This window comes from Bacillus sp. 5w2 (assembly GCF_054353775.1).
In genome coordinates this window covers 38637-56926 of sequence record NZ_JBTIWT010000009.1, presented here as the reverse complement: position 1 = coordinate 56926, position 18290 = coordinate 38637, and the positions used below count along the sequence as shown (strand labels likewise).

At 32.9% G+C, this 18290-nt stretch carries 13 protein-coding genes and 5 pseudogenes; 5 read left to right on the top strand and 13 right to left on the bottom strand.

Features of this window, described 5'->3' with window-relative positions; genetic code table 11:
• Positions 1-436: 436 nt before the first annotated feature.
• Together blaIII and ACXY7N_RS16470 are read left to right on the top strand one after the other, a co-directional pair.
• Positions 437-1390, top strand: coding sequence for a class A beta-lactamase BlaIII (blaIII, locus tag ACXY7N_RS16475; RefSeq protein WP_016089739.1), 954 nt, complete (start codon positions 437-439; stop codon positions 1388-1390).
• Between the two features lie 138 nt (positions 1391-1528).
• Positions 1529-1696 (top strand): annotated as a pseudogene (locus ACXY7N_RS16470) (IS256 family transposase); the annotation flags it as partial.
• A gap of 248 nt (positions 1697-1944) precedes the next feature.
• Here the strand turns inward: ACXY7N_RS16470 and ACXY7N_RS16465 are convergent.
• The 5 genes and pseudogenes from ACXY7N_RS16465 to ACXY7N_RS16445 all read right to left on the bottom strand — a co-directional run bounded on the left by ACXY7N_RS16465 (position 1945) and on the right by ACXY7N_RS16445 (position 8183).
• Positions 1945-2595, bottom strand: coding sequence for an RpiB/LacA/LacB family sugar-phosphate isomerase (locus ACXY7N_RS16465; RefSeq protein ID WP_016089741.1), 651 nt, complete (start codon positions 2593-2595; stop codon positions 1945-1947).
• Between the two features lie 195 nt (positions 2596-2790).
• Complete coding sequence (locus ACXY7N_RS16460) at positions 2791-4752, bottom strand: DUF3472 domain-containing protein (RefSeq protein WP_488592479.1); 1962 nt, start codon at positions 4750-4752, stop codon at positions 2791-2793.
• A 495-nt stretch (positions 4753-5247) separates the two neighbouring features.
• Positions 5248-5355 (bottom strand): annotated as a pseudogene (locus ACXY7N_RS16455) (DUF4879 domain-containing protein); the annotation flags it as partial.
• Between the two features lie 296 nt (positions 5356-5651).
• Complete coding sequence (locus ACXY7N_RS16450) at positions 5652-6416, bottom strand: SDR family oxidoreductase (protein ID WP_016089744.1); 765 nt, start codon at positions 6414-6416, stop codon at positions 5652-5654.
• Between the two features lie 861 nt (positions 6417-7277).
• Positions 7278-8183 (bottom strand): DMT family transporter, encoded by a 906-nt coding sequence (locus ACXY7N_RS16445; protein WP_016089746.1) that lies wholly within the window; start codon positions 8181-8183, stop codon positions 7278-7280.
• 109 nt (positions 8184-8292) lie between these two features.
• Here ACXY7N_RS16445 and pdxR point away from each other — a divergent pair, with 109 nt between their 5' ends.
• Complete coding sequence (gene pdxR / locus ACXY7N_RS16440; RefSeq protein ID WP_098405258.1) at positions 8293-9684, top strand: MocR-like pyridoxine biosynthesis transcription factor PdxR; 1392 nt, start codon at positions 8293-8295, stop codon at positions 9682-9684.
• A 202-nt stretch (positions 9685-9886) separates the two neighbouring features.
• Here the strand turns inward: pdxR and ACXY7N_RS16435 are convergent, their stop codons facing one another.
• Positions 9887-10873, bottom strand: coding sequence for a DUF4046 domain-containing protein (locus tag ACXY7N_RS16435; protein ID WP_016135659.1), 987 nt, complete (start codon positions 10871-10873; stop codon positions 9887-9889).
• Positions 10874-11099: 226 nt separating this feature from the next.
• Here ACXY7N_RS16435 and ACXY7N_RS16430 point away from each other — a divergent pair, with 226 nt between their 5' ends.
• Complete coding sequence (locus ACXY7N_RS16430) at positions 11100-12593, top strand: peptide MFS transporter (RefSeq protein WP_088083971.1); 1494 nt, start codon at positions 11100-11102, stop codon at positions 12591-12593.
• Positions 12594-12733: 140 nt separating this feature from the next.
• Here ACXY7N_RS16430 and ACXY7N_RS16425 read toward each other — a convergent pair.
• The 4 genes and pseudogenes from ACXY7N_RS16425 to ACXY7N_RS16410 all read right to left on the bottom strand — a co-directional run.
• Positions 12734-12895: pseudogene (locus ACXY7N_RS16425) on the bottom strand (GNAT family N-acetyltransferase); the annotation flags it as partial.
• A gap of 580 nt (positions 12896-13475) precedes the next feature.
• Positions 13476-14277, bottom strand: a pseudogene (locus tag ACXY7N_RS16420) (ABC transporter permease).
• Positions 14278-14282: 5 nt separating this feature from the next.
• Positions 14283-15071 (bottom strand): ABC transporter permease, encoded by a 789-nt coding sequence (locus ACXY7N_RS16415; protein ID WP_016089751.1) that lies wholly within the window; start codon positions 15069-15071, stop codon positions 14283-14285.
• On the bottom strand, positions 15046-15465 hold the full coding sequence (locus tag ACXY7N_RS16410; RefSeq protein WP_488592478.1) for a hypothetical protein: 420 nt from the start codon (positions 15463-15465) through the stop codon (positions 15046-15048). Before ACXY7N_RS16410 ends, ACXY7N_RS16415 begins: the two co-directional genes overlap by 26 nt.
• Positions 15466-15497: 32 nt before the next feature.
• Here ACXY7N_RS16410 and ACXY7N_RS16405 point away from each other — a divergent pair.
• Positions 15498-16232: pseudogene (locus tag ACXY7N_RS16405) on the top strand (IS4 family transposase); the annotation flags it as partial.
• Between the two features lie 233 nt (positions 16233-16465).
• Here the strand turns inward: ACXY7N_RS16405 and ACXY7N_RS16400 are convergent.
• From ACXY7N_RS16400 to ACXY7N_RS16390, 3 genes are all read right to left on the bottom strand, one after another.
• Positions 16466-17116, bottom strand: coding sequence for a hypothetical protein (locus tag ACXY7N_RS16400; RefSeq protein WP_098413057.1), 651 nt, complete (start codon positions 17114-17116; stop codon positions 16466-16468).
• A gap of 120 nt (positions 17117-17236) precedes the next feature.
• Positions 17237-17446 carry a hypothetical protein gene (locus tag ACXY7N_RS16395; RefSeq protein ID WP_048894675.1) on the bottom strand — a complete coding sequence of 70 codons (210 nt, stop codon included), beginning with the start codon at positions 17444-17446 and terminating at the stop codon, positions 17237-17239.
• A 143-nt stretch (positions 17447-17589) separates the two neighbouring features.
• On the bottom strand, positions 17590-18099 hold the full coding sequence (locus ACXY7N_RS16390; RefSeq protein WP_016089758.1) for a hypothetical protein: 510 nt from the start codon (positions 18097-18099) through the stop codon (positions 17590-17592).
• Positions 18100-18290: the final 191 nt, after the last annotated feature.

Genomic DNA, 18290 nt, shown 5'->3' with positions numbered 1-18290 from the left:
TATGCACTGTACTATACGGTACTAGATTTCCATATAGATTTTATTTGCAATTCATCGTATTTTCTTTACCGTTCACCAAGTTCTTCCTATTTTTAAAATGGAACAAATTTATTACTTAGAGTGTCTATTACGTGTATTCCTAAAAATATGAAAGGACTTATTATTACCAAAAGTAAAGTGATGTAAAAAAGTGTGTTTTGAAATACAGCATTTAAATGTTACGAGTTTAATACTTTCACAGGTGGACTATTACAAGTGTAATTAAAAAAAGAAACAATCCAAACAGCGTCAGTTCATTCATCTAAACGTTTTAATTCTGCTTAACCTGTTAAAATTCAACTTCAAAATTATTGTTATCCTATACACACTTTAATTAACATCGGTATTTAAAACGCCAAAACAAAATCCATATATTCTTGAAAGAGGTTGAAAATTTATGTTCGTTTTAAACAAGTTCTTTACCATTTCACATTACAAAAAAATTGTACCTGTCGTATTACTTTCATGCGTAACACTAATAGGCTGTTCCAATAGTAATACTTCATCTGAATCACCTAAACAAACGAAACAAACAAATCAAATTAAACCAGAAAATACTGGTAATGATTCTTTTGCTAAACTTGAAAAAGAATATGATGCCAAGCTTGGTATTTATGCACTGGACACAGGTACGAATCAAACTGTTGCTTACCATGCAAATGATCGTTTTGCATTTGCCTCTACATCTAAATCATTAGCAGCGGGAGCTCTTTTACGTCAGAACTCAATAGAAGCTCTTGATGAAAAGATTACGTATACGCGAGAAGACCTTTCTAATTATAATCCAATTACTGAAAAGCATGTGGATACAGGAATGACGTTAAAAGAACTTGCAGATGCTTCTGTTCGATATAGTGACAGTACTGCACATAATTTAATTCTTAAAAAGTTAGGTGGTCCATCCGCATTTGAAAAAATATTGAGGGAAATTGGTGATACTGTTACTAATTCTGAGAGATTTGAACCTGAATTAAATGAAGTAAATCCAGGAGAAACACATGATACTAGTACACCAGAAGCGATAGCTAAGACACTTCAGTCATTTACATTAGGAACTGCACTTCCAAAGGAGAAACGTGAACTATTAGTAGATTGGATGAAGAGAAATACAACTGGAGATAAATTAATACGTGCGGGCGTACCAAAAGGATGGGAAGTAGCTGATAAAACAGGTGCAGGATCTTATGGGACAAGGAACGATATTGCAATTATTTGGCCACCAAATAAAAAACCAATTGTTCTTGCCATCCTTTCTAATCATGATAAAGAAGATGCAGAATACGATGATAAACTCATTGCAGACACAACCAAAGTCGTGTTAGATACTTTAAAAGCTACGAATAAAAAATAATAGATTATTGGAGCGTGTCATATAAACCGTGTAAGTAACCTACCATCATAGATAGATGGTTGCTTCACGGTTTTTCTTTTTCAAAAATAATTAAGAAGGAGTGGTTACACTTATAGTTAGAAGAGAGATTCAAAATCCGTGAAATTAGCTCAATCAATTTTTGAAGCTTACCAATCGGAAACTGTTGAAGATTTTCAAGAGGCTTTGAAAGACATCGGTGGACCTTTGTTTGAGGCAATGGTTCAGGGCGAAATGAATCACCATCTTGGTTACGATTTAAACTCAAAAAACGGAAAGAACACGAAAATTGTCATAATGGATACCCACACTTTGGATACCTAAAGTGCCACAAACCTTGCGGTCATTTAGTAGCACTCCGTATCCAATCTCACTTTCATCCCTTGCCTAAAGGCTATGTGTTTTTTTGTTGGAGAAGGATTGTAAAAGAACCCCATAACAAATGGAATGGCAATTATATCCCTCAATTGGTCAATCTTGTTGAATCAGCTTATGGTTAACGTTAAATTTGCCTAACTTATTGTAAAATACAGAATTTATCTACCGTGATTTAAATTCGTCGTTTGTTCGATAAGATAATTTGATATATCTGTGTTGGTGCCATTCCTCAAGAGGAATTTCACTAAATCTTGTTTTTGAAGAACAGGATTAATAACAGCTACATCTAACTGACTTAGAATCTGAACGATGCCATGGTGTGAAAAACTCTTGATTTCTTTCAAAAGTTCTGCATCACGTTTCTTTCGTTCGGCGGATTCTTCAGGATAGCCCGTATTGAACGGTTCTTCAAAAAGTTTCTCAAGCGTGAAGCGAAGATTTAGTTCGCCCGCCCAACCGAAGTTCAATCCAAGTGGCAGTGATGCACAGTTTCCGTTATTTATCCTACCAAACAGGAACGCATCTGTTGGAGTTGGCAGATAACCGCTAATGACATTCGGAAGTGTATTACAGGCAATCGACATACCAACACCGCTGCTACATCCAGTGACGACAAAATCAACTGCACCTGAATTTAGAAGTAGACCAACAACTAAGGACACTTGTATATAGCTTAACTCCGAATCTTCAATTGTAACACCAAAATTAAACACTTCATATCCATGCTTCGCCACTGCCCTTCTTGTTTCTTCAAAAATCAGTTCATTTTTGCTAGTTTGGGTACTTGCTTGTATCACAGCTATCTTCATTCTTCCACGACCTTTCGATTTAATTATCACACATACTGAAAGTCAAAAGAAGATAAATAAGATAAAACCAATCTTTCCTTAAAATTTGCTATTCTATGTGTTCGTTTCAAAAACTCACACAGATTTCTTTACAGAAACGGTTATTCTTCCATTTCTACAGAAAAAGTTGGGGATTCCCCCAACTTTTTAATACATCTATTTTCTTATTAATCCTGTGGATGTAACCTGATATGTTCTTTTCTTACCTATATATTCCTGTTTTCCATTCTCAAGGTTAGTTAAAGTCGCTCGCGTTTTTTCCTTTGCTGCTTCCCCTTCTATATGAGTAAATTCTATATAATCCCCCATTTTTATAGGTACTGTTTGGGTTTCAGCATTTTGTTGTCTATTTCCCATGATTTCCTTATTGTACATAACGCTACCGGATGAGCCTTGGACCTTAATACTTGCATATGTACTATTAAAGTAAGAATGCGGTACACCAGCTTCTAATTTGATTTTCAGCTCTTCTGCTGTTTTATTATAATCTACTTTTGCAATTTCTCGATCACTATATCCTTTTAATGACCATGCAAATTGGTTTCCATCTAGAATTGTTGTCTCTGGCATTTTTTCTACTTTCTTTAATCCCTGTTTTGTAACCTGATACCTTGCTGTCTTTCCAATAGTCTCATTTTTGTTATTTTCAAGATTCGTTAATGTTGCGCGTGTCTTTTCCTTTACTGCGTCTCCTTCTATATGAGTTAATTCAATGTAATCCCCTACTTTTACAGACACAGTTTGGGTTTCGGTATTTTGTTGTCTATTCCCCACGATTTCCTTATTGTATAGTACGCTACCAGATGAGTTTTGGACCTTAATACTTGCATATGTGCTATTGAAGTAAGAATGCGGTACACCAGCTTCTAATTTGATTTTCAGCTCTTCTGCCGCTTTATTATAATCTACTTTTGCAATTTCTCGATCACTATATCCTTTTAGGGACCATGCAAATTGGTTCCCTACTAAAATATCAGAATTTCCATTTGTAATTTCTACTTTTTTCTCTACAGTTCGATCAAATATGTCTGTTAATGTAATTTTAGCAAAAGCCGTTTGAGGCAATTGCATAGTTTTACTTACCTCAGTTTGGTAGGACTTAATATTATCAATTACTTTCAAAGGTTGTCCCATTAACTTTTCATTGTCATAGATTTCAATTTTCCCTTTAAACTGTGGGGTACTTTGTTCTTTCAATTCCCAAGACACATTTAATTTTTCAGCTTCAAAGCGAATATTTTGAATATCAAAATCTAAATTTCCCATTTCTGGTTGACTAGGCTGATTTATAGTAAAAGTTTTTCCAGTACCAATCGTTGATTGAGTATTTCCTCCTGCCTTAACCCATAAATATTCTGAAGTTGCTCCTCCATCGTATTGATAAGATGTATCATGTTGTCCACTGATACGCTGATTATTCCAAGAATTCCATTGTTTATCTGAAATTTTTCTACTGTATCCATTTTTTAGGCGTGCTTCTCTTACATCTTGTCCATTACCAGCCCAGTCTTCTTGAAACATGGATAGACCATAATTAAATGCAACATTCGCAACTGGATGATCCATAATAGCAACTAACTTCCATTCATTTAATTTATTATCTTTTATCCACTGGCCAAACTTTGTATGGCCATCTTCTTGCCAAGAACGTAGAGTCATTCGATACCATTCACTATCTTTCCAATTATAAGTTGTTTGGACCTTCAGACCTGTTCCTTCCCCACCAAATCTACTGGCTTCTGAAGTCGGCGATAAATATTCAGCTTTTATTGCTTGGTTTGATGCTATTGGATCCCAAAGCGCAAAGTGAAGGGTACGTTTACCGTTTTGATCAAAACCACTTTGTTGTTGGAAACCAGCATAACCACCACCCTCTCCCCCCTGATTCCAATTATGCACAGCCCAATACGTATAAGGAGCTGTTTGGACTGGTGACCAGTCTATGCTAATAATATCTGAAGAAGCAGTATTTTGTGGTGTTACATAAACTGATGGGGCATGAGATCGGATTGCTGCCTCTGTACTAGAAATTGGTGCCCCATACATTGACATCATGGTGCAAGCCGCAGTAAACATAACAATCTTTTTTAGTCTTCCATTTGTTTTTTCTTTAAACATGACTTCCTATCTCCTTTTAAATTATTTTAGTTACATTGAATAATAACGATATACATACTATTAAACAAATTATGTAAAAAAATAACATTATCTATACTACCTAGTTATGTTTAATGTTTTTTTCACTACTATTACTAACCAAATTATAGTATTTTGTAAGAGTATCGTATGATTTGTGACTAAATGTTGGCTAAAAATATTATAAAAATTCATAAATATATAGTTTAAGATTAGGATGCTAAAAGACTTCTTTAATATTTTTTGATTTTTCAATATATTAATCTCCTTAATTACTCACACTATTAACCATAAATTTGTTTACAGGAATAACATTATGTAAACATGTAACGTAACAATTGGATAAAATAGCTTATGAATTTGCACATATCTTATCATTAGGTTAAAAGAGCCCACCAAAAAACGTAGCCTCCTTTAATTACCTAAACATTAAATATTGCAACCAACCAAAAATTAACATTAGATTCTTCTGTTAGCTTATTTAATATTTAATGACGTAGATAATGTATTCCAAGGTGCATTTGTAGATGTATTTTGATATTTGAATTGTCCATTTTGCTGTCCCGAAGCATCCCATTTATATTTAATACAAATTGATTCTATCATACTAATTTCATACATTTCGTTCCCTGTGAAAGAGTTAACAGAAGGTACCTATTTACATATGAAATTTTGCATATTCATTGCATTTTTACTATTTGCACTTACCATTAATCCTACTACAGCATAATGGCTTCTCTACCTTGATTGACATACTACATTTGGGCTCATATCAAGCTGACTTTTGTAAGAGTTCATAAATGGTGCGTAGTTCGGTTGTTTAGCAAATAAACAATAAAGATGCAAATCCAACTCAATTTAATTTGGCTTTTCCTCTAGCATTATAAGCAAGATCCACCACTTGCATCGATTAACTCACCAGTTATCCAACGGCTGTCTGATGAAGAAAGAAAACCTACAATATCAGCTATATCATTAGGTTCTCCCCATCTATTAAAAGTCGATAAACCTGCAGCATATTTTTGGCCATCTTTATTCCCCAATGTCTCAGCGTTCATTTCTGTATTAATTATACCCGGGAGAATTGCATTTACTGTAATACCACGAGCACCAAGTTGTTGTGCTAAAGTATGAGTAAGTGTATTAATTGCCCCCTTAGATATACTGTAGGCAAAAACACTTGGGGAAGCTACTCGTGTAACAAATGATGAAATATTGATAATCCGTCCTCCATCTTTTAAACGTGGCAAAGCCTTTTGAATAATAAAAAATGGAGCCTTCACATTAATATTCATAACCTCATCAAAAGACTCCTCTGTAGATTCCTCTAACGTTAAAATCTGCCCAATTCCAGCATTGTTTACAAGAATATCAAATGTAGTATTACCTATATGTTTTTGAAGAGATTGATCCATCATTAAATACAAGTTATTAATGCCTTTAAAAGTACTTAAATCTGCACTGATTGCAAATGCGGCACCGCCATCTTGTTTAATTTTATCCACTACACTTTCTGCTTCTTCTTTTCTTTTACTATAGTGAACTACAACTAACGCACCAGCCTGTGCCAAATGTAAGGCAATACTTCGTCCTATTCCCCTACTAGCCCCTGTTACTAATGCAACTTTCCCCTTCAATGTATTCATCTCATCATCCCCTTGTTTAAAATTCTCCTTAGTTATATCACAGGATACTCTTTGAAATGTTGCTCTCTAATTTGATTTCCTTAAAGGACCAAGATTGTATTGATACTAATTTTATTTAATACTAAACATCTAATTTTCTTCTTATGATATAGTGCACCCATGTTCGTTAAGCTAGGAAAAGTGAATACCATAAACAAAGAAAACTATTAGTTTTAGATTGTAGTACCTGAAAAATATCTAGTTTCTAAACCTTTGTTAAGAATCTACGATGAGCAATTATACTAAACCAATAATGAAAAAAGGATTTGATATGAATATCAAATCCATTTTTACTATGTATAATTATTTCACTGCTTCTCTTAATTCTTTTCCAGCTTTAAATGCCGGTGCTTTAGAATCAGTAATTCACATTTCTGTAACATTATTATATAAGGTTTTAGCGGATTATGTGTTAAACTTTATTCCAAGAAGTCCTATACTTTTAGAATCGACAATTCTTCAATACCCTTAGACTTGCCCTACGTCCCCTGTAGGGCCTTTTTCGATAAACTAACATACTTCTTGTACACTTTCTGAATTTTATCTCTGCAATTTTGTATCCACTTCAATGTTAAATCTTTTATCAAAATAGAAATTTAAAAAAGAGTATGAAATAATACACATTAAATTGAACGCATATTAAGATATATTCCCAAGGGTGCTGATACATACTTTCTTTAAATCAGAAAAAACAAATCCTTATCTACACAGTTTTCGAGTGCCTTATGACGTCTTTTTTTGCAAAAGAACCTTCACAATTCAAATATAAATAACAAAAAATATATGGACTCTATTTTCTAATCCATTACACTTATTCCTATCTTAATTAACTCTTTTTAGAGTTAATTTCGAATCTTGCTTTTGAGTTCTAAACCCTAATGCGATAGCCGCTCCAATACAGCTAGAAAAACAACCAATAAACAAATACGGGGATGGATCTGACTCACCGATTAAAACGGAAGCTATTCCTCCAATTACAGGGAATAGCGCCACCATATACCCACTTCGAGCTCCTCCGATTTTTTCTACAAGCTTCAAATAGAATAACCATGCTACAAAAGAAGCAAACAAAGTTAAATATAACAACATACATACATATGAAAACGATGTGGGGAATGTAATTTCTTGTCCTTGAAATAATACAATTCCCCCCATCAATATACCACCTACTGTAAATCCAATTGCATTTGCATAGATAGGGTTCACCTTATGGCTTGCATTTCGTGCCGAGCTCGCATCACCTATTGCTGTAAGGACCGTACCTAAGAGCGCAACCATAATTCCTTTTAAATCATTGAACCCTTGAAAATCATTCAATTTCGGATAGATAAGAATACATACTCCTAATACCCCTAAAATCCCTCCAACCAAAACTCGTGAATGCAACTTTTCTTTTAAAAAAATTCGAAGAGCAATCGGGGTCAAAATCACCTTTAATGAAAAAACCAATGTTACAATTGCCGCAGAACTCAAAATTGTAGCGTAATAAAGGCATAAATAGCTTAATGCAAAGTTACATATACCAAAAACTATTACAAATGGGATATCTTTTTTTGTTGGTATCCCACTTGGTCGAAGGAAACAAACAAGCATCAAAAATAAAAAAGCTGTCATAGCCAGACGGTAGGTTAAAGATAACTCTAAGCTAACAGGAGTTCCTTGAATTTTTACTGCAATAAAGTTGAGTCCCCATACAATTAAACAAAATATGTACATAAATATTTTCATAAATTTTCTCCTAGAGTAAATTTTTTATAAAATCATTATTTATTTATACTGTCATTTCTAAAAGGGACAGTTTACAATAAATACAAATGACAGATGGGGTATTATAATAATGAAGGAACTAATATTTAATATAAATCGAAAAAGTAAAAATCCTATGTATCAGCAAGTTTACCAATATATACGAACTCAGATTTTATCTGGTAAATTAGAACAAGGTAAAAAGTTGCCATCAATTAGACAACTTGCTAACCAATTAGAAGTCAGCAGAAACACAACTCAGGTAGCCTATGAACAACTGCAATCAGAGGGGTATATTCGAAGTGAGAACAAAAAAGGTTTTTTTGTAGAGGCTATTACATCAGATGAAACACTTAATTTTGAACCTATTAGAGAACTGCATCATGAAACAAATCATACTACCATAAAAACTATTGATTTTAAGATTGGGACAGTGGATCAAGAAAACTTCCCTTTGAAAAAATGGAGAATGATTACAAACAAAATAATTAAAGACTCTAGTATGTTTTCATACGGAGAAAAACAAGGCGACATTAAATTAAGGAAAGCACTAACAGATTACTTATTTCAATCAAGAGGAGTTACTACTTCTGTAGAACAAATTATTATTGGTAGTAGCACACAACATTTGTTATTACTTTTGTCACTGATATTAAAGCAAGAATATCATTATCTGGCCGTAGAAGACCCTGGATATAGCATGGCAAGGGAACTTTTTTTTCTTCAATCATTTATTATTGATCCAATTCCTGTAAAAGAACGAGGTATCCAAGTCGATCTACTTTTAAAATCGCCTTCTAGACTTTTATATGTGACTCCTACTCATCACTTTCCGTATGGGGTGACTATCCCTGTCAATGAAAGACTAAAGTTAATTGAATGGGCCAAAAAGATGGAAGGCTATATTATTGAGGATGATTATGATAGTGAATTTCGATATATCCATCAACCTATACCGTCTCTTCAAAGTTTGGATTCTAATGATAGGGTGGTTTATTTAGGAACTTTTTCAAAAGCACTCCTCCCCTCTATCCGTGTCAGTTATATGGTTTTGCCTAAGCGGCTAATTAATGAATATAAAAAGATACTCCCTTTATTTGAACAAACATCCTCATCTATTCATCAGCAAACATTGGCAACTTTTATGAATGAAGGATATTGGTACTCGCACTTAAGGAAGATGAAAGCTTTGTATAAACGTAAAATGAATCTATTAAATAAGGAATTATCAAAGCATTTTAAGGAATATGTCAAGATTAAAGGCGGTAGCTCCGGAATATTCGTTATTATTGAAGTGAAAACAAAAATGAGTGAAAAAATGCTAATTGAAAAAGCACATAATCATGGCATTATAGTTTATCCTTGCTCAAAATATTTCTCGGAATATTTACCAGAATATCCGCATATTCAACTTGGATTTGGTAATTTATGCGAAGAAGAGATAATAAAAGGAGTATCTCAATTAGCAAAAATTTGGTTCTAATAGGAAAAGAGATAGAACAGTTAATGAATGATTTTATTTAATTATGAATAGAAATCTCTTTAGTATTTTGAAATCTTTTACACAAAGCGATATCTTACTTTTTTATACATAAAAAAGACACCTTTAAGGTGTCTTCCTCCAAATTAATAACCGAATGTTATATCATAAACTTTCTCAATAATTATGAATTTAATCATTACTTTTACATATATCCTTTTAACATATTTTTTGAAAAACGATTTGGATATAGAGCAATAAGCATTTCATAGGGACTTCCTTTCCAATAGCGTTTTAATGGTGTCCATAATTTTTGTTTTATTAGCCATTTTTGATTAAATATTTTTAATAGCTGTTTTTCATCCAATTTTTCTTTTTCTTCAATAGTCCATCTTAACGCCTCTAATGCTTTACGTTTAGACCAATATCCAACAGGAGTAACTTTAAATTCCCATTCTTTAAAACGGTCTCTATACAAATCATTAATCATTCTAAACGGACTATTCCCCCAAAACATTTGACATGCTGATGCTAATCCATGGGTCTTTAACCATTTTATATTGTATACATCAAGCAATTGTTTAGGGGTTAATCTCTCTTTTTCTTCAATAGTCCATTTCAATGCTTCTAATGCTTTTTCTTTCGTCCAGAAGTTATTAGGAGTCATACCAAATTCCCATTCTTTAAAACGTCTTGGATAAAGATCATTAATCATTGCATACGGGCTACTATTCCAATACATAGCCAGAGGTGCACCAAGCTTATTTTTTTCCAACCATTTTTTCCCGTATAATCCTAAGAGCTTTTCTTGTGAAAGGCCCTCTTTTTCCTCAATAACCCATTTCAAAATTGTTAATGCTTTTTCTTTCGTCCAAAAATTTAAAGGAGTCATACCAAATTCCCATTCTTTAAACTGATTTGGATACAAATCATTAATTGCTTTAAAAGGGCTATTTTCATACCTATGTTTGAGTAATCCCCGTAGCCTATACTTTACAAGTAATTTTGTGTTCCATTTTTTTCTTATGTCTTCCTTACTCCATTTTAAAATACTGTTAAGCAAATATATTAATACCCTCCGCGCCATTTTATTATCTATATCTTCTTTCCATGTATTTGGAGGAAATCTATTTCTTTTTCCATCTAATATTTCCTGATAAATATCTTCTATAGAAACTTCTTTCATTAACAATATATAAATCCTCCTACAGTTTGTATTAATATTTATACACTATCATCATTTTTAATCAATATATCTATATTAAATAATATAATTAAAATCTCCTTGGAAATCAACTAAAAATTTGTTTTTTACGAAAAATCTAATAATTAACTAAGTAAATTTTTATTTTAATTTTCTAATTATTAGTTTATACTAGTTTAGTATTGTTATATTTAAATATAAGGAGTGTATTCATATGGAGAAGCTTAGTAAAAGCGATATTATTCGTACTGTTCCGCAAAGCGGTTTTTTCGGACACCCTAAGGGGCTGTTTACCCTATTCTTTACAGAGTTTTGGGAGCGATTCTCTTACTATGGAATGAGAGCAATATTACTTTACTATATGTATTATTCAATCTCACAAGGTGGTTTAGGGATGGATCATGCGACCGCAGCGTCAATTATGGCCATCTATGGATCTCTCGTTTACATGTCTGGCATTATTGGTGGCTGGATTGCAGATCGTCTATTAGGTTCAAGTAGAACGATTTTTTGGGGTGGAGTTTTAATTATGATAGGTCACCTGATTTTAGCACTACCAGGGACTATAAGTACTTTATTCATATCTATGGTGTTTTTAGTACTTGGTACAGGTTTATTAAAACCTAATGTATCTAGCATTGTTGGTGATTTATATAGTGAAACAGATACTCGACGTGACTCAGGTTTCAGTATTTTCTATATGGGTATTAATTTAGGAGCTCTTTTATCTCCTTTTATTATAGGGACACTTGGTCAAAAGTATAACTTCCACCTAGGTTTTGGTGTTGCTGCAATTGGTATGCTATTAGGATTAATTATTTTTGTTCTTACAAAAAAGAAAAATCTTGGTTTAGCAGGAACACAAGTACCAAATCCTTTAACAGACATCGAAAGAAAAAAAGTTATTATACAGTTTAGTATTGTTACATTAGCTATAGTACTATTTTGTATTTTAACGATACCAACAGGTATTTTAACTATTAATCGATTCACTTTATTAGTAAGTATCTTAGGGATTCTCATTCCAACTTGTTACTTTATTTTTATGTATCGTAGCCCGAAAACTACAAAAATTGAAAAGTCTCGTTTAATTGCTTACATACCATTATTTATCGCTGCTACAATGTTTTGGGCTATTCAAGAACAAGGTGCTATCATTTTAGCTTCATATGCTGATCAGCGTACTCAATTAAAGTTGGCCGGGGTGGAACTTCAATCTTCATGGTTTCAATCATTAAACCCTATTTATATTGTTTTGTTAGCACCGGTATTCGCTTGGTTATGGGTAAAGCTTAATTCACGTCAACCAAGTACGGCTAATAAATTTGCTATTGGTTTATTATTTGCTGGTTTATCTTTCTTAGTTATGATTATCCCTGCATATATCCATGGCACAGAATCCCTTGTAAGCCCTATGTGGTTAGCGATTAGCTTCCTATTAGTAGTAATCGGGGAACTTTGTTTATCACCTGTAGGTTTATCAATTACAACCAAATTAGCACCAGCTGCCTTCTCTGCTCAAACAATGAGTCTGTGGTTCTTAACTAGTGCAGCTGCACAAGCTATAAATGCTCAAATAGTTCGATTATATAATCCTGAAACAGAAATTATTTATTTCGGTGCAATTGGTGGTCTTTCAATCATTTTAAGTGTAATTTTATATTTTATGGCCCCAAAGATTCAAGTTTTAATGAAAGGCATAAAATAAAAAAAACTGTGCTAAAAACTTGTTATAATGCAGGTTTTTATGCACAGTTTTTTGAATACCTTTTTTTACATATAAATATATTAATGACATTTGTTTATTTATTCATTGTATGCTTGTTCATTATCATATTGATTATGTCAATAGCTTTTCTCATAACTTGCAACGTCTTCTACTGTATATTCTATCCTTTTATTTACTTTTGAAAGAGAAAGAATTAACCGAGAACTCACTATAAAACTATCATCAATTTCAGATAAACTGTCTAAATCATTTACTTTTAATTCTCTAATTAAAAGATCCATCGTATCCTCCTTTAAGGAGTACCTATAATTAATATTATTTCGCATGGCTCTTTTTATATTCTTTATTTGATTCTAATTTACTAACTGATTATCCTTATTACAAAACAGAATAAAAAATTATAAAAACAAAAAGAAGATAACTAGCGACATGTATAAGCAATAAATTAATCTATATATATGTATAATTACATTTAAAATTATTGATATCAATGTTATAATAAAATCAACCAAGAAGCATCCAACATATTTTGATTAATCACTACATTTTCTTTCATTGTATGTCAATATATAAAAAGACACTTTATAAAGTGTCTTTTTATACGTTATAAGGTTATTACATTAATTTCATACTTATCCTTTTGTTTCTCCATAACTAGACTCCTTATGTGAAAATTTAACACTACTAGCCCAAACAACATTTATCTCAAATCATATACCGATTTACAGTTTGATACGTAAATAATACAACTAGCTCTTTTCAGTTCCAATTGCTTACCTCCTTCTGAATTAACTCTCGATGTTAATTAGAAATATAACGAATTGTTTTTCCAACCGACTTTCTTACACACAATCCTTAGGATTAACTTCCTGTACTAGTGAATGCACTTAATCCATATTTCCAAAAACGATAAGAAATGAAACATAGTATGATAGCAACGAGTGGTGTACACAAAGATACCCATTTATACCCTTTATCGAAGAAAAAGGCAGCTGGATAAAAGGATGTGAAACTGTAAGGAATAATAAACGTTAAGATAAATGCGATAACTTTATTATAAATTGTAATCGGATATCGCGAAAAATCACTTAAATTGAATACTGCTGATACAACAGGGAGACTATCTGTCATCCAAAAAGAAAATGTTATAAAAAATAAATTTAATGCAACAAAGATAAGACCACTTGAAATAATCATTATGATGAGTATTAGTACATTTCCCAATGAAATTGCAATATCTAGATTACTAATGGAATAATAAAGAACCATTCCCCCTATTATTAGTTGCCCTATTCCATCTTGTTGAACACGCTCCGCTATAATTTGGAACAGCGGGTTAATAGGACGGATTAGCAAACGATCTAAATTTCCTGTCCGAATGTATTGCCATCCAATCGTCCATAAATTATCAAAGAAAATGTGATGGATTGCCCTCCCTGCAAACGCAATACCGTAGATTAAGAGAATTTGATAAAAGTTCCACCCTTTCAAAGTCTCAATATGATCGAATACAACTTTTTTAAAAAAAGATAGCGGCAAATTGTTGAATGAAGACTGAAGAAATTCCTATTAAAAAGTCTACTTTATATTCCATCATAACTTTTAAGTGTTGCTTAAAATAGACAATGTATAAGAATGAGTATCGTTTTAGAGTTTGCAACAACTCAATCACCCCCCAAATATTGTGATTTTTCGGATTGCTAAAGTCCATAAAAATCTAACAAGTACTGTAATAAAGATTAACCATATGAATTGTGTAACAATTGCCGTATAAGCCTGGGTACCTGAGATAGAACCTGTATAAATAGAAACAGGTATATAGACCATAGACTGAAAAGGCAAAAACATACTAATTTCTTGAAACCATTGTGGATAAAGCGATAATGGTACAAGTGCTCCGGAACAAAATTGAAGAACAGACTCTCGTAGAAGTCGAAGTCCCCATATATTAATAGTCCAAAAAGCTAATATACCAATAACAAGATCTAGTTGAGTTCCAATTAAAATCCCTAAAACTACACTTACCGTAAATAATAGAAAAGACTCTATTGATTGTGGTAGTTGAATTCCTACAAACCAGACGGCAAACAGTAGCATAGGGAACGTTGTACGCATAGAATTAGAAATTTTTTGCCCTATATCCATCGCTACAAGTTTATCTAACAAATGATATGGCTTCATAAGTTCCAATGCTATATCACCTTGTTTAATCATTCTCGCTAAATTGGTTCCCACACCAGATACGTATTGTTCCAATAACAAAGCTATAACCATATAAGTTAGCATATTAGATAGTGAAAGTGCTCCAACAGTCTCTTTATTCTCGTATACAGCAGTCCAAAAATAATACAACGTACATAATTTAACGATAATTGCAAATGTACCCGCCCAATACCACGCTGCATATGAGGTATCTAGCTTTATCTGCACTTTAAGCATTTCCCAATATTTTCTCAAGGGATTTCTCACCTCCATGCTGATAAAGATCTTTAATAATTGTCTCTAATTTAGGGTTTGAAATCGTCAAATCTAATATTTTATTGTGCCTTGCAAGTTCAGAAAGCACAAATTCCGATGAAACTGTCTTTGTGTGAAAACTTAACTCTACGCGAGATTCATTTTCTACTTTATTCTTCTGTACCACTATGTAATTTTGTAATGATACAGGAATCTCAAACATTGTGTGCTCTTCTAATTCTAAAGATAGGATGCGGTTATAAGAAAAACGATCTTTTAGATCTTGTAAGTCCCCATCATAAATAATAGATCCTTTATCGATAATAATAATTCGCTGGCAAAGCTCTTCTATGTCCTGCATATCATGAGTAGTTAATACAACTGTTGCGTCCAATTTCTTATTCATTTCCTTAATAAAACTACGTATCACCTGATTATTATCAGGATGGAAGAATAAAGAAAGGTACAGAGTATATACAGATAGATATGGAGGTTTTAATGAACTCTCTTCAACCAGGACAAACATGTGAAATATCTGATGCTTATGTAGGAATGATTGATAAAGTGCCAGCTCGTGTAATTGTTCACCGATTAACCAAACAACAGCAACAAAAACGATTACAAGATCAAGCTGTAAGAGAAAAAAAGAAAGGAATGAAGTATTCTCCTCGTAGTAAACGACTCAGTGGTATCAATGTATATATGACAAACACCCCTACAGATATTGTCCCGATGGGACAGGTACATGACTGGTATTCTTTACGTTGGCAAATCGAGATTTTATTTAAAACGTGGAAATCATTCTTTCAAATTCATCATTGTAAAAAGATAAAACCAGAACGATTAGAATGCCATTTGTATGGGCAACTGATTGCCATTCTACTCTGTTCTTCTATCATGTTTCAAATGCGGCAATTACTTCTTATGAAAAAGAAAAGAGAACTAAGTGAATATAAGGCACTATATATGATTAAAGATTACTTTTTTCTTCTTTTCCAAGCTATACAGAAAGACACCCAAGAGCTATCAAAGATTCTAATTTGCCTGTTCAATCTTCTACAGCAAAACGGGAGAAAATCTCATAGGTATGAGAAGAAAACAGTCTTTGATATATTAGGTGTTGTTTACAATTGTACTATGTCTGATAATCAAGCGGCTTAAATCAAAAAAATGAAACCCATTAGGGCTTATTTCGTATGCAAATCTTTCAATTCCCAACACCTAGCCTTTAGAAAAAAGAAACAACCTTTACTATAATTGACATTATATGAGCTTAGCTTGATAGCGATGTGGCGAGACCCCACGTATAAAAAAAGACACCCAAAGGTGCCTTACGACTTGAACCACTTTAATTTTAATAATATGTATTGGACTCCCATCCGAATATTATTTTATTACTTGCTACACATATTTACTTTTTCTTGGTACTTTACAATGCTTTCTTTTGTGGCCGGATTCTGTTCGGCATTTTTTAATTGTTCAAGAACATTTTTCGCGTCATCACAACTCATTTTTTCTCGTTCTTTATCCTCAAATGATTGTGCTTTTCTTTTTGCATACTCCAAACCTTCTTGTTCCTGGCGTTCTTCTTTTTCTTTGAGTTCTTTTTCAATCTTTTGCTCATTTTCCCATTCTTTTTGAACGTGTTCACATGTTATTCCAACTTCTGGCGAACCGCAAAGTTCAGGTTCTTCTTTTTTTTGTTGCTTCACTTCACGTTGCTTTTGAGCTTGTGCTGCTTGTTGTTTACGGGCTTGTTCCTGCTCTTGACGTTGTTGTTCTTCTCTTTCTGCTTGTTCTTGCTTCGCATTTTCTTCTGCCTGTCTTTGAGCTTCTGCTTCTTGCTTCGCTTTCTCTTCTTCCTGTTTTTTAACTTCTGCTTCTTGCTTTGCTTTCTTTTCCGCCTGACGTCGCTCTTCTTCTTGTTTCGTATTTTCTTCCGCTTTAGAGTCATTAGAGTTAGCTGCTGTTTCGTTAGATGAGCATGCTGCTAATCCCATAATTAAAACGAAACCTATGAGTGCGATTAATAGTTTATTGTTCATAATATGTATCCCCCGGTGTCTAAAATGTAAGATTACCTGAACTATGATAACAAACTATTAATCGCTATATTGTCATATTATGTCGAAAATGTACAAAAAAAGACACCCTAAGGTGCCTTCCTACTCTGTAACAAATTTAAATACATAATACATGAAAATTAACAAGGATAGACTTGCTAGTCTGCCAGCAATCGATTCTTTCATAAATTTCATAAGTACTACTTTGACAAACAATGCTAAGAATAACGGTATAAACAGTATAATAGCCAGCTTGATTGCTAAGTCATTTATAGTTGGGTTAAATGGTTCAAAATTAATTATGATATTCACTTACCTTCTTTTTAATCTTATTATTTGTATAATACATTTTTATTGTTTTGTCCACAATAAAAAAGACACCCTAAGGTGCCTTCCTCCGACTTGAGCCACTTTAATTTCAATACTATGTATTGGACTCCCATCTAAATGTTATTTCATTTTGTTTTTAAGCTTTTTTCATACGCTTTAACTTCGTCAATAGTTTTAAATACTTTTAAATCAAATATCTTTTCTCCATCAATACATACAACTAATACTCCATCTTGAGCTTGAAGAACACTACCTACATTACCTTTTCCGAGTGAAATACTGAAGGGATTCTCTACATTTAATGATTTCTTTTTAGCAAGATAATCTTTAAATGGCATACCAATGGATAGTTCGTCTCTTAAGCCTTTAATAGTGTTACCAGAAGTAGTTGTTGGTTGTTCCTTTTTTGTAGCCTCTTCTTGCTGTTTGCGTTGCTTTTCAGCCGTCTCTTGTTCTGCTTTCTCCTTTTTCACAGTCCCTTTTTCTTCAGCTTTCTTCGCTTTCTCAGCTTCCTTTTGTGCTTCTTGCTCAGCTTTAGATTCTTTGGAAGTACTTGCTGTCTCGTTAGATGAACATGCTGCTAATCCCATAAATAAAGCGAAACAAGTAAGTGTTGTTAATAGTTTTTTGTTCATAGTATGTATCCCCCAGCGTTTAAAATATAAGATTTACCTGAACTATCATAACAAATATAATCACAACTATTTTGTCATATTATGTCGAAATGAAATAAAGAAAAGACACCCTACGGTGCCTTCCTCCGACTTGAACCACTTTAATTTTAATAATATGTATTGGACTCCCATCCAAATATTATTTTACCATG